Here is a 13,188-nt window from a genome sequence, read left to right as displayed (position 1 = left end):
ATGAAAAAATTAAAAACTTTTGCTATCGCTTTTATACTGGCCAATTCTTTCTGGAGTTGTGAGAAAGACGATATTTGCCCCGACGGTACGCCTACAACGCCAAGTGTGGTAGTCGAGTTTTACGATATTGATAATCCAACGGTTTTAAAAAATGTAACCAATCTTAAGGTAATCGCTTTAGGGATGACTGAAGGTATTGTATTTAACAGTAGCGCACAAGGTGAATCCCGTTATCTTACCAATGGAAATAAGATCCGGTTACCGCTGCGTACTACGGAAGATAACACCACCTACCGTCTTATTTTAAATGCGAATAACACGAACCCATCACTGGTAAATGAAGATACGCTTAGTTTTACCTATGCCCGAACCGACATCTATGTTTCCAGAGCTTGTGGCTATAAAACTGTTTTTCAGCTAAACGCCGATAATCCGGTACTTTTGCCTAATGATCCAAATCCTTGGATCGGATCGGCTATAACCCAACAATCCAATATTCAAAATGAAAATCAGACACATCTTAAAATCTATTTTTAGTATTGTCCTTTTAGGGTTATCACTAACATCGGTTGCTCAGGATTCCATTCCTAAAAAGACGGAGCGCTATGGTATTCGTGTAGGTGCCGATTTGAGTCGTCTGGCGCGTTCTTTTTATGAAAAGGACTACCGCGGACTGGAGCTTGTTGCGGATTACCGTCTTTCGAAAAAGATTTTTATCGCCGGGGAAATCGGAAATGAAGACCTTACCGATAACGAAGCGCAATTGAGTTATACCACTAAAGGAAGTTATTTTAAAGCCGGATTCGATTTTAATGCGTATGACAACTGGCTGGATATGGAAAATATGATTTATGCCGGGGTGCGCTATAGTGTGAGTACCTTTAGCCAGCAGTTAAATTCCTACGACATTTACAATACCAATCCTTATTTTGGAGAAAACACACTGGAACCCAATCAGAAATTCGACGGTTTGACCGCTCATTGGATCGAGTTTGTGGCCGGTGTAAAAGCCGAGATTTTCAGTAATCTGTTTCTTGGTTTTAGTGTTCGCCTGAATTATCTGGTATCGAATCAGAAACCCGAAGGTTTTGACAATTTATATATTCCGGGCTTTAACCGAACCTACGACGGAAGCTTTGGTGCCGGATTTAATTATTCGGTTTCCTATTTTATTCCGTTGTATAAAACGGCTAAAAAAACCGAAACCTCTAAAAAGAAATAATCGAAAAGCAACGGATCTCCGTTGCTTTTTTGTTTATGATCGTTTTTACACTACTTGTATTTTTTATATCTTTCCTTTTCAAAATAATTCAAGTGCGCTATCATGAAACGATATTGTTTGCTACTACTCCTGTTTACGTATTCCTTTTCCGGTTATTCCCAAACCATAACCGCAGAAAACTTTGAAGCCAATTTCGATACCTTACTAGCCAATTTGGATAAAGAAAATTGGGAGGTCACCGAAAAGTTAAGTTCCGATTTGTTACGATATGCTGATCCCAAACCGGATCTCGATCTGGAGGCAAAAGGTCTTCGCTATATGTATATCTATTCTATAGCCGGGTTATTAAATGAGAAAAAGCTATCAAAAGAAAAGGCGCTTGAAAAAATAAAACCTTTAAAAGGGAAAGAGATGATCCTGCGCGTACTTCCTTTTAACAGTAATTGTTATATCAATTGTGTTCATTTGGATAAAGACAGAAAAGACACTTTTTTCTCCGGAGTAAACAACACTGCCGGAACTCAGATTTTTTCTTTTGAATATGTGACGATCAAAAACGGTATTTCCGAAACGGAAGCGGAACTGGAAGGCAAATACATTAGTCTTAGAGGAAAGCTAAACGAAATTTTTGTCGAAGGCATCACATTACCTCGCTTTAAATTATTTTTTACCGAGGGCACCTATGAATTCATGCCCCAATAAGACTTTACCAATATATAAATATTTTTAAAATGAAAAATAGCATTCTACTCCTTCTAATGATCAGTCTGTTCTCCTGTCAACCCAAAAAAGATACAGACACCACCGAAAACAACATTCCCGAAGCCTCAAAAACTACTATTGATTATAAGGTGGCTATACAATTTATATCGGATTATGCCCATTTTCTCGATACGTCCACCGATCCGAAAACCACGCTTTCCTGGATACAACAGAGCAAACTCCTAACATCCGGTTTTAAAGAAAACTATACCCGTATCATGGAAGAAGGATGGAAAGAAGATCCTGAATTAGGTCTTGGGTTTGATCCTGTTTTTGACGGACAGGATTATCCGGACAATAACTATACGATAACGGCAATCGATTCCCTTTCCGGTTTTGTCACCGTATCTTCCGATAGCTGGAAAGATTTTGAAGTGGTTATGCGGGTTATACAAAATGGAAAACAATCTCTGGTCGATGGTTCGGGAATTATTAACATCCCGGAAAACAAAAGAGCACAACGGTAAAACAGCTTCGTATATGGCTCTTCCTACTACATCCTAACGATTCAGGACGGAATTGGATATAAAAAATCCCGGAGAACCGGGATTTTTTACTTTATTTCTTTAATACCTTTTACAAAAATCCATTTCATAAAAAGTCGTTCACCATCGTTGGTTTTTACAGCCTGAAATTTCGGTGCCAGTAACGTCGCTACTACAAAAGCGGTAACCGGAATCCAGAATCCCTGTAAATTAGTATATGTTCCAATCAGGTAGCGGAACAAAATAAACAAGATTGCAAATGCCGTTAACTGATATACAAATGCTTTGGTTTTAGGTGCCATGGCCATATTAGTATCGTTTAATGATTATCGTTATTTTGAAATTTGGTACGTTTACTACCTTCATACATTTCGTACTTTACAAATCGGGTTTCCAGCTTACCGTTAAACAGTTTGATTTTACGCGATGGTTTTAAACCGACAAACTTCAGTGCTTCGATATTCGCCGTAATAAACCAGGCATTCGTACCCGGATAATGTTGTTTTAACGTATCTCCGATTTCGCGGTAAAAACGCTCCATCTCGATATCAAGTCGCTCTCCATACGGCGGATTAAACACCATATGTAACGGTCCGCGGGTTTCTTTTTCGGTTTCAAAAAAGTTAGCCTGCGAAATACTCACATATTCGTCAAGGTTCGCATTGCGGATATTGTCTTTGGCTTTCATTACGGCCGACGGCGCTTTATCGTATCCTTTTATCGTATAATGAAATTCACGGGTCTTTTTCATCAGCGAATTCATGATCTGATCAAACAACTCATTGTCCCAATCGTTCCAACGTTCGAAAGCAAATTCTTTTCGGTTGATGTTCGCCGGAATATTACAGGCTATCATCGCGGCTTCGGCCAGAAGCGTACCACTTCCGCACATCGGATCCAGGAAATCACCCTGACCATCCCATCCGGACAATAACAACATTCCCGCTGCCAATACTTCGTTGATCGGTGCAATATTCGTAGCGGTTTTATAACCACGGTGGTGTAACGAATCTCCGGAACTGTCTAACGATACCGTACACTGATCATTCTGAATATGAACATTGATCCGTAGATCCGGGAAATCTTTATTGATGTTCGGACGTTTTCCGAATCGGTCGCGATACTGATCTACAATCGCATCTTTAGTCTTTAAAGCCGCAAACTGCGAATGACTGAAATAATCGGAGTGTAAGGTTACATCCACAACAAACGACTGATGTACCGATAAGTACTGCGACCAGTCGATAGACTGGATTCCTTTATAAAGACTTAGTTCGTTGACTGCTCTAAAATGGTGGATTGGTTTTAAAATTTTCAGTGCTGTACGAAGGGACAAATTGGCTTTATACATAAATCCTGTGTCTCCTACAAAACTAACCATACGGGTACCCTGCTCTACTTTTTGAGCGCCTAATACCTGCAATTCTTTTGCTAATATTTCTTCGAAGCCAAAAAAAGTTTTGGCTACCATTTTAAAGTCTTTCATTTGATACTAAAATTCCTATAAATATATCATAATTTCCAATCCTTGCAGTGCAATTTTGGAATTACATCCGCAAAAATACATTAAATTTGTTGGCTTAAGTAAAAGTTAACTTACTTTCGTTTATCCGACCCGAATAAATAGTACTTTTAGTCGGGTTTAAATTAATTATTTTGAAATTAAAAGAAATGCAAAAAGATACTACCACCTGGTATGCTTCCTGGTTCGATACGCCTTATTATCATATTTTATATAAAGATCGTGATTATACAGAAGCCCAGTTGTTTATGGATAATTTAACCCAATACCTAAACCTGCCGGACAATGCCAAAATCCTGGATCTGGCCTGCGGAAAAGGGCGCCATTCGGTTTATTTAAACCAGTTGGGCTATGATGTGACCGGTGCCGATTTATCGGAAAACAGTATAAAAACCGCTTCCGAACACGCGAATGACACACTTCACTTTGAAGTTCACGATATGCGAGTTCCGTTTGATCAAAAATTTGACGCCATTTTTAACCTTTTTACCAGCTTTGGTTATTTTGAAAGTGACGAGGATAATCTAACGACCTTAAACGCAATTAAGGAGAGCTTAACAGACTATGGTTTTGCCGTGATTGACTTTATGAACGTAAGCCAGGTAATCGACAATCTGGTTCCGGAAGAAGTGAAAAGTGTAGACGGTATTGATTTCCACATTAAACGTTATGTAAAAGACAATCATATTTTTAAAGAAATTGATTTTGACGATAACGGTGAGCATTTCCACTTTACGGAAAAAGTAAAAGCATTAACCCTACAGGATTTTGAAGCCATGATGGAAGAAGCCGGTATCTTTTTACTGGATGTTTTTGGCGATTATAAACTCCGTAAATTCTTAAAAAACGATTCTGAACGACTGATAATGATCTTTAAATAATATGATGCCTTATCTTATCCCCCTGCTTTCGGTAATCCTCGGTTATGGAGCGGCTACGTTCTTTAGCCCGAAAAACAAAAAGAACCTGAAGCTGCTTCTGGCTTTCAGCGGATCGTTTCTGTTGGCATTAACCGTATCGCATTTATTGCCGGAGGTTTATTTGGCCGATGCGGGTCATAATCACGACGGACACGATCATGCGCATAGCCCGGTTGGCTTGTTTATCATGGTCGGAATTGTGTTTCAGATTATTCTGGAATATTTTTCCAAAGGAGCCGAACACGGTCATGTACACGGTCACGAAACCATGCACCATATTCCCTGGTCGTTGTTTATCAGTTTGTGTTTACATGCCTTACTCGAAGGACTACCGGTGAGTCATCACAACGATATGGCCTGGGGAATTGCCATCCACCACTTCCCGATTGCCATTATTCTGACGACCTTTTTTATCAATTCGCATTTAAATCGTAAGGCCATTTTTGTCTTTATGATGGTATTTGCCTGTATGACGCCACTAGGAACCTTTTTGTCCGAATACCTACCATTTGTCAATCAATATTATACCGAGATCTCAGCCATTGTGATCGGTATCCTATTTCATATTTCCTCTACTATCATTTTTGAAAGTAGCGAAGGCCATAAATTTAACCTGGCGAAGCTTACCGCTATCGTTTTGGGTATCATTCTGGCTTATTTTATGTAACTTTACTCGAATTCATAGTATCTAAAAATCAGGTTACCGATGTCATTTACACGTACCACCGAGCAAGCTTCAAAATACGAACATCTGGAAAAGATGTCGGTTTCGGAACTGTTGACAAATATCAATAACGAAGACAAAACCGTACCGTTGGCGGTCGAAAAGGCACTGCCGCAAATTGAAGCCCTGGTTTCGGAAATCGTTTCCAAAATGAAAATGGGTGGCCGATTGTTTTATATTGGCGCCGGTACTTCCGGAAGACTTGGTATTGTAGACGCCTCGGAATGTCCACCTACTTTTGGTGTTCCATTTGATTTGGTAATCGGTTTGATTGCCGGTGGCGATACAGCCATTCGCAAAGCCGTTGAATTTGCCGAAGACGACCGCGAACAGGCCTGGAAAGACCTTTCGGAATGGGATATCAATTTGAATGATGTGGTCGTGGGCATTGCCGCATCGGGTACGACTCCTTATGTAATTGGCGGCCTCGAAAAATGTAATGCCAACGGTATTGCTACCGGATGTATCACCTGTAATCAGGGAAGTCCGCTGGCCGAAACCGCCCGTTTCCCGATAGAAGTGGTCGTAGGACCGGAATTTGTAACGGGTAGTTCCCGTATGAAAGCCGGAACCGCGCAAAAACTGGTTTTAAATATGCTTTCTACCGCTACCATGATACAATTAGGTAAAGTAAAAGGCAATAAAATGGTCGACATGCAACTGAGTAATCACAAGCTGGTAGACCGCGGTATCCGTATGATCATGAGTGAAATCGATGTTCCGTATGACGTGGCACAACAATTACTCGAAACACATCAAAACGTACGGAAAGCCATCGAAAGCTATCACAATACTAATACAAAATAATCATGGCCAACAAAAAAGTATTAAACAGAGGAATTCGCTATCTGGCAATGGCACTTCCTTTGTTATTTATAGGTCCAGTCATCATCCACAGTTCGTTTAAAAACCAAAACAATCCGATGTTTTATCCGGTTTTAGGTTTTGGAATCGTAGTATGCCTTACCGCAATGTGGTTTATGTTTTTAGGATTACGAACGGTTACCAACAGTATTTTCGACAAATAGCACACTATGGAAGTCAATAATCAATACCTCGAAAGCGTACAGAAGCAATTTCTGTATTACAAAACCATTGCCGATAAAGCGATGGCACAACTCGAACCGGAACAATTGTCCGTTGCACTAAACGACAATACCAATTCGATTGCTACGATTGTAAAACACCTTTCCGGGAATATGCTTTCAAGGTGGACCGATTTCCTGACTACCGACGGTGAAAAAGAAGGGCGTAACCGCGATTCCGAATTCGAAGAAACCATAATAGACAAAGAAACGCTGCTTGAAATTTGGGAAAAAGGATGGAATTGTCTTTTTGAAGCTTTAAAAAGTCTTACGCTCGATCAGCTTTCGAATGTTATTTATATCCGAAATGAAGGTCATACGGTTGTGGAAGCCATCAACCGCCAACTGGCACATTATCCGTATCATGTCGGTCAAATTGTGTTCTACGCAAAACTACTCAAAAAAGGAGAATGGAACAGTTTATCCATTCCTAAAAACAAATCCAACGACTATAACGCCGATAAATTTTCAAAAGATAAAAGCATCCGGAATTTTACCGATGATGAATTAAAACGATTACAATGAAAAAAATTGCTTTAGCCCTATTACCATTCGTGTTGACTTCCTGTTATAATCAGGAACGCAACTGTAACGATTATAAAACCGGGAAATTCGAATTCACACAGGAAATCAATGGAAAACCAATGAAGTCCGTTTTTGAGCGTACCGAAACGATGCAAATCGAGACTTTTAACGGTAAAACCGATACGGCTTCGATCCGCTGGATTAACAATTGTGAATTTGTATTGCAAAAAATACATCCGAAAAATATGCAGGACAAAAAAGCGATCAGCATGAAGATCCTGACAACCAATGCAAAAGGCTATTCCTTCGAATATTCTTTTGTGGGCGACACAAAAAAACAGAAAGGATCTGTAACAAAAATCGATTAGTTTACGTTTAATAGCTGAATTTAAACCAAAAACAATAAATCAAAACTACAAATGGAAGTATTCTTAAACCCTGATGCATGGGTAGCCCTGTTAACCCTAACGTTTCTTGAAATCGTACTGGGGATCGACAACATTATCTTTATCTCTATCGTTACCGGTAAGCTACCGGAAGAAAAACGCAAAAAAGCAACCCGAATCGGTTTGTTTCTGGCCATGTTTATGCGAATCGGATTATTATTCGGTATCACTTTACTAATTGCCATGAAAGAACCTTTGTTTAGTGTGGATTGGGGATGGTTCCAGGGGCATTTTACCGGACAGGCATTAATTTTATTCCTGGGAGGTATGTTCCTGATTTATAAGAGTACGAAAGAAATCCATGAAAAAGTGGACCATAAAGGCGAAGAAGAGCACAATGTAAAAAGTGCTGCTGCCAAATCGTTTGGAAGTGTTATCGTTCAGATCCTGTTAATTGACCTGATTTTCTCAGTAGACAGTATTCTAACGGCTGTCGGAATGACCAATGGTATTACCGGAGCTTTAACGATTATGATCGCTGCTGTAGTAATATCAGTTGGTGTAATGATGTTATTTGCGGTTCCGGTAGGTAACTTTGTAAATGCCAATCCGTCGATACAGATTTTAGGTCTGGCGTTCTTAATCCTGATCGGGTTTATGCTAATGACCGAAAGTATGCACTTGTCTGAAGCGACATTAGCCGGACAACATATCGGTGCCGTTCCAAAAGGCTACCTCTACTTTGCCATTGCGTTCTCACTGGCCGTGGAGTTTATCAATATGAAAATCCGAAAAAGAAAATAATAAAAAAGTCCTCGATCGAGGACTTTTTTATTGTTGTATTTTATCACACCTAATCACACACCTGACAGGTTTTGAAAACCTGTCAGGTGTTGCTAAGTATTTATATTAATCCAGACTTAGCGTAATCTGTCCGTCGTCGTCCAGCTGTACGCTTCCTTCTTCAAGCGAAACATTCTCTTCTTCTTTCACTTCGATTTCCTCCGGAATTTCTTCAACCGGTGGCTCATACGGTAAGGATTCCAATAGGTTCACCTGTTTTAGCTTGTCGGTCGTTAGTTGATTCCCTAAGGCTTTGATTCCTTTTACGGCGATAAATTGTTCCAGATCGATGGTCTGATTCTCTTTTTGTACTCCTTTTACTTTCGCAAACACGATTTCAGCTACCGGTCGGTAGTCGGTCGAAACAATTTCCAATTGCGAATTCGGATGTTCGGAAATAAAAATCTCCTCTTTATTCTCGTTTTCTATCAGGAAACGCTTAATATAATAGCGTTCTTTTTCACCGTCGAAATAAATCGCGGAAATCGGTTTTTTAGGAATCCATTTTTCCAACACAACCATATCTTCTTCAAAATGGGTTGTCAATTCCGGTATAATGGTTTTTAGTTTTCCGGACTGGTTAATGATCAACAATCTGTCGTTTGGTCGGAATTCACCCAGTAATTCCCCTCTTCCATCTACATTTAAACGTTGTACCGTATCATCAAACCAAATACGGCGCGGCTTTAAGGTGGAAATCCCCTTTTCTTTTAACTCGATCTTTTTAATCGGATATTTGGTAACAGTATTTCCTTTACTCGCCCGTCCTTTAATGGCTAACGTAGCAAAATCAAGGTCGAATTTGAGTTTCTTAACACTTCCAACCTGACGCAATAATACGGTTACCACTTCGGCTTCTCCGTTCGGATTGTGCGAAAAATAGAGCACCTGCGAACCTTTGGCTCCATTGGTCAGATCGTATAATTTGTCGCGGGTTACGCCCGAAACATTAAAGCGTTTTATATAAGACGGCCCTGATTTTCCGTCACGGTAAATCATATTGTATATCGTCCGTTTGTCGTTTTTATCAAAAACGGAAATATGGATAATATCTTTCCCTACGAATTTTTTATCGTCGACTTTGGTAATCATCATATTTCCATCGCGAAGGAAAACAATCACATCATCAATATCGGAACAATCGCCAACGTATTCGTCTTTTTTAAGACTGGTACCAATAAATCCTTCTTCGCGGTTTACATATAATTTGGTGTTTCGCAAGACCACTTTAGTGGCTTCGATGGTATCAAAACTACGCAGTTCCGTCTGACGCTCTCTTCCTTTTCCGTATTTTTCTTTTAAACGGGTAAAATAAGCAATCGCAAAATCGATCAGGTGTGCCAAATCGTGTTTTACCTGTTCAATTTCACCTTCCAGTGCGTCAATTTTTTCCTGTGCTTTTTCAATGTCGAATTTTGAAATACGCTTGATTCGAATCTCCGTCAGCCGAACGATATCTTCTTCGGTCACCGCTCGTTTCAGATGGGTTACGTGTGGTGCCAATCCTTTATCGATCGCCTTGATCACTCCTTCCCAGGTTTCTTCTTCCTCGATAAGGCGGTAAATTCTGTTTTCGATAAAGATTCGTTCCAACGACGCAAAATGCCATTGTTCTTCAAGTTCTTCCAACTGAATTTCCAATTCTCTTTTCAGCAAATCGACCGTCCGTGCCGTTGAAACACGCAACATATCGGAAACTCCTGTAAACAACGGTTTATTATCCTGAATCACACATCCTAACGGCGCCAGTGAGGTTTCACAACCGGTAAACGCATATAAGGCATCAATCATTTTATCCGGAGAAACGCCCGGCGGAAGATGAATCAAAATTTCCACTTCGGCAGCGGTATTGTCCTCGATTTTCTTGATTTTGATTTTTCCTTTATCGTTGGCTTTTAGTATACTATCAATCAACGATGTAGTATTCGTCGAAAACGGAATCTGTGTAATCACAAGCGTTTGCTTGTCCAGTTGTGCTATTTTCGCGCGAACACGTACGCGTCCACCGCGCATACCGTCGTTATAGCCCGAAATATCGGCAATACCGGCGGTCGGAAAATCCGGATACAGGGTAAACGGTTTTCCTTTTAATATTTTAACCGATGCATCGATCAGTTCGTTAAAGTTGTGTGGTAATACTTTGGTCGAAAGTCCTACAGCAATTCCTTCTCCTCCCTGCGCCAAAAGCAACGGGAATTTAACCGGAAGGTTGATCGGTTCGTTCCGTCTTCCATCATACGAGGATTGCCAATGGGTAATTTTAGGCGAATAGAGTACTTCCAACGCAAATTTACTCAATCGTGCCTCGATATAACGGGAAGCCGCTGCTCCGTCGCCGGTCAGGATATTACCCCAGTTTCCCTGCGTATCGATTAGCAACTCTTTCTGACCAATCTGTACCATTGCATCGCCGATACTGGCGTCACCATGCGGATGGTACTGCATCGTATGTCCAACTACATTGGCTACTTTGTTATAGCGTCCGTCGTCCAGCTCTTTCATCGAGTGCATGATACGGCGCTGTACGGGTTTGAATCCGTCTTCAATAGCCGGAACCGCACGTTCCAGGATTACATAGGATGCATAATCCAGAAACCAGTCTTTATACATTCCGGTTACCTTGGTAATCGTATCATTACTGTCTGCCGACTCCTGATTTTCGTAAAAATGTTCGCCCTGAAACTGACCTTCTTCTATAGGATCTAAATTTTCTTCGTCCATTTATTTTTTTTCAGCAATTGAAATTTGAAATTCACTTTATTTATCTGCTACCACATCCAATTCCACTTTCAGGTTTTTGATGATAAACTCCTGACGGTCGGGTGTGTTTTTTCCCATATAGAATTCGAGTAAACGCTCGATCGAGGTTGCTTTGTCTAACATTACCGGATCCAAACGGATGTCTTCTCCGATAAAATATTTAAACTCGTCCGGCGAAATCTCCCCTAATCCTTTGAATCGGGTTATTTCGGGTTTTGGTTTTAGTTTTTCTATGGCTGCTACCCGCTCCTCCTCGCTATAACAATAGATCGTCTCTTTTTTGTTTCGCACCCGGAATAACGGTGTTTGCAGTATGTATAAATGTCCTTCTTTGATCAGTTCGGGGAAAAATTGTAAAAAGAATGTGATCAATAACAGGCGGATGTGCATTCCGTCGACATCGGCATCAGTTGCGATTACAATGTTGTTGTAACGCAAATCGCCCATATCTTCTTCAATGTTTAAAGCAGCCTGCAACAGGTTAAACTCTTCGTTTTCGTATACGATCTTTTTCGTCATCCCGTAGGAGTTTAACGGTTTCCCTCGTAAACTGAATACGGCCTGCGTGTTGACATCTCTGGATTTGGTAATCGATCCGGAAGCCGAGTCCCCCTCGGTGATAAACAGCGTACTTTCAAGATAGCGCGCGTTTTTGATATCGGTTAAATGCACCCGGCAATCGCGTAGTTTACGGTTGTGCAAACTGGCTTTTTTAGCTCTTTCTTTGGCCAGTTTTCGGATACCGGACAGTTCTTTCCGCTCGCGTTCGGCCTGTAAAATTTTGCGCAGTAACGCATCGGCAATTTCCGGGTTTTTATGTAGGAAATTATCGAGTTTGTTTTTTACAAAATCGTTTACATAAGTTCGAACCGTTGGCATATCCGGTCCCATATCGGTTGATCCCAGTTTGGTTTTGGTCTGCGATTCGAAAACCGGCTCCTCTACTTTTACGGAAATGGCCGAAACAATGGATTTCCGAACATCGGACGCTTCAAAGTTTTTATTGTAAAATTCTTTTATCGTACGGACAATTGCTTCCCGGAAAGCCCCTAAATGGGTTCCTCCCTGCGTGGTATTTTGTCCGTTGACAAACGAATAGTATTCTTCGGAATATTGTGTTTTGCTATGGGTTATGGCGACTTCGATATCCTCTCCTTTCAGGTGGATGATCGGATAGATCATGTCTTCTTCGGAAATATTTTCCTCCAACAAATCTTTTAATCCATTATCGGAATAAAATTTTTCGCCATTGTATACGATCGTAAGTCCGGTATTCAGATAGCAATAGTTTTTAAGCATTTTTACGATATACTCGTTACGGTATTTGTAATGCTTAAAAATGGTTTCGTCGGCTACAAAGCTAACCTTGGTTCCTTTGCGTTTTGTTGTTTCTACAACATCTTCTTCCAACGTCAGATTACCACCGGAAAATTCGGCGGCTTTTTGTTGGTTGTCCCGAACGGATTCCACACGAAAATAGGTCGACAAAGCATTAACCGCCTTGGTTCCCACCCCGTTTAATCCGACCGATTTTTTAAATGCTTTGGAGTCGTACTTTCCTCCTGTGTTCATTTTGGAAACCACATCGATCACTTTTCCCAACGGGATTCCACGTCCGTAATCGCGAACGGTCACCATTTTGTCTTTTACCGTGACTTCAATGGTTTTTCCGGCGCCCATTACAAACTCGTCGATACAGTTATCCAGGACTTCTTTCAGAAGGATATAAATACCGTCGTCCGGCGAAGATCCGTCTCCAAGTTTCCCGATATACATTCCGGGACGCATACGGATATGTTCTTTCCAATCGAGTGAACGTATGTTGTCTTCGGTGTACTGATTTTGCTCTAGCATAAAGAAATTTCGGATTTTCTGCTAATATAACATTTCTACCGAAAAAATGAAAGTACGCCCGGATAAAGTTATCAAACGATTTCGGTAACTTTTTGATTAT

15 protein-coding genes are annotated in these 13,188 nt (G+C 40.6%); 11 read left to right on the top strand and 4 right to left on the bottom strand.

The genetic code is table 11. The features are described 5' to 3' along the window. The 4 genes from Q1R07_RS06230 (at window position 1) to Q1R07_RS06215 (ending at window position 2,451) form a co-directional block, all read left to right on the top strand. Window positions 1–537 (top strand): DUF6452 family protein, encoded by a 537-nt coding sequence (locus Q1R07_RS06230; RefSeq protein ID WP_300487357.1) that lies wholly within the window; start codon window positions 1–3, stop codon window positions 535–537. After that, entirely contained in the window at window positions 503–1,222 is a 720-nt protein-coding gene (locus tag Q1R07_RS06225) for a DUF6048 family protein (protein WP_300487354.1), read from the top strand. The genes Q1R07_RS06230 and Q1R07_RS06225 overlap by 35 nt, the downstream gene beginning before the upstream one ends. 102 nt (window positions 1,223–1,324) lie before the next feature. Further along, window positions 1,325–1,924 (top strand): hypothetical protein, encoded by a 600-nt coding sequence (locus Q1R07_RS06220; RefSeq protein ID WP_300487352.1) that lies wholly within the window; start codon window positions 1,325–1,327, stop codon window positions 1,922–1,924. A gap of 29 nt (window positions 1,925–1,953) precedes the next feature. Next, a complete protein-coding gene (locus Q1R07_RS06215) occupies window positions 1,954–2,451 on the top strand; it encodes a hypothetical protein (RefSeq protein WP_300487349.1) in 498 nt (165 codons plus the stop codon). An 86-nt stretch (window positions 2,452–2,537) separates the two neighbouring features. On the opposite strand, the gene Q1R07_RS06210 is transcribed toward Q1R07_RS06215, so the two are convergent. Beyond that, the gene (locus Q1R07_RS06210) at window positions 2,538–2,771 is read right to left on the bottom strand and encodes a hypothetical protein (RefSeq protein ID WP_300487415.1); all 234 of its coding nucleotides are present in this window, start codon (window positions 2,769–2,771) and stop codon (window positions 2,538–2,540) included. A gap of 17 nt (window positions 2,772–2,788) precedes the next feature. Then, the gene (locus tag Q1R07_RS06205) at window positions 2,789–3,955 is read right to left on the bottom strand and encodes a THUMP domain-containing protein (RefSeq protein WP_136402497.1); all 1,167 of its coding nucleotides are present in this window, start codon (window positions 3,953–3,955) and stop codon (window positions 2,789–2,791) included. Window positions 3,956–4,140: 185 nt separating this feature from the next. Between Q1R07_RS06205 and Q1R07_RS06200 the strand changes: the two genes are divergently transcribed. From Q1R07_RS06200 to Q1R07_RS06170, 7 genes are read left to right on the top strand one after another with little or no spacing between them, the layout of a single operon-like run. Next, the gene (locus Q1R07_RS06200) at window positions 4,141–4,872 is read left to right on the top strand and encodes a class I SAM-dependent methyltransferase (RefSeq protein WP_300487345.1); all 732 of its coding nucleotides are present in this window, start codon (window positions 4,141–4,143) and stop codon (window positions 4,870–4,872) included. A gap of 4 nt (window positions 4,873–4,876) precedes the next feature. Beyond that, window positions 4,877–5,578, top strand: coding sequence for a ZIP family metal transporter (locus Q1R07_RS06195; RefSeq protein ID WP_300487413.1), 702 nt, complete (start codon window positions 4,877–4,879; stop codon window positions 5,576–5,578). A gap of 39 nt (window positions 5,579–5,617) precedes the next feature. Continuing rightward, window positions 5,618–6,442 (top strand): N-acetylmuramic acid 6-phosphate etherase, encoded by an 825-nt coding sequence (gene murQ, locus Q1R07_RS06190; RefSeq protein WP_300487342.1) that lies wholly within the window; start codon window positions 5,618–5,620, stop codon window positions 6,440–6,442. Window positions 6,443–6,444: 2 nt separating this feature from the next. Then, window positions 6,445–6,663: a DUF6095 family protein gene (locus Q1R07_RS06185; RefSeq protein WP_136402494.1), complete on the top strand. Its 219-nt coding sequence runs from the start codon at window positions 6,445–6,447 to the stop codon at window positions 6,661–6,663. Window positions 6,664–6,669: 6 nt separating this feature from the next. Beyond that, the gene (locus Q1R07_RS06180) at window positions 6,670–7,245 is read left to right on the top strand and encodes a DUF1572 family protein (protein WP_300487339.1); all 576 of its coding nucleotides are present in this window, start codon (window positions 6,670–6,672) and stop codon (window positions 7,243–7,245) included. After that, entirely contained in the window at window positions 7,242–7,613 is a 372-nt protein-coding gene (locus Q1R07_RS06175) for a DNA topoisomerase IV (RefSeq protein WP_300487336.1), read from the top strand. Before Q1R07_RS06180 ends, Q1R07_RS06175 begins: the two co-directional genes overlap by 4 nt. A gap of 51 nt (window positions 7,614–7,664) precedes the next feature. Further along, window positions 7,665–8,435, top strand: a complete 771-nt coding sequence (locus tag Q1R07_RS06170) for a TerC family protein (RefSeq protein WP_136402491.1) — start codon at window positions 7,665–7,667, stop codon at window positions 8,433–8,435. Between the two features lie 105 nt (window positions 8,436–8,540). Here Q1R07_RS06170 and Q1R07_RS06165 read toward each other — a convergent pair whose 3' ends face one another. Next, window positions 8,541–11,195 carry a DNA gyrase/topoisomerase IV subunit A gene (locus tag Q1R07_RS06165; RefSeq protein WP_300487332.1) on the bottom strand — a complete coding sequence of 885 codons (2,655 nt, stop codon included), beginning with the start codon at window positions 11,193–11,195 and terminating at the stop codon, window positions 8,541–8,543. Between the two features lie 36 nt (window positions 11,196–11,231). Next, window positions 11,232–13,088 (bottom strand): DNA topoisomerase IV subunit B, encoded by a 1,857-nt coding sequence (locus Q1R07_RS06160; protein ID WP_300487329.1) that lies wholly within the window; start codon window positions 13,086–13,088, stop codon window positions 11,232–11,234. Between the last annotated feature and the right edge of the window lie 100 nt (window positions 13,089–13,188).

The organism is Flavobacterium sp., from assembly GCF_030146175.1.
Classification (GTDB): Bacteria; Bacteroidota; Bacteroidia; order Flavobacteriales; family Flavobacteriaceae; genus Flavobacterium.
Note: the sequence above shows the minus strand (reverse complement) of the source record. Positions and strands in the feature narration are given on the sequence as shown.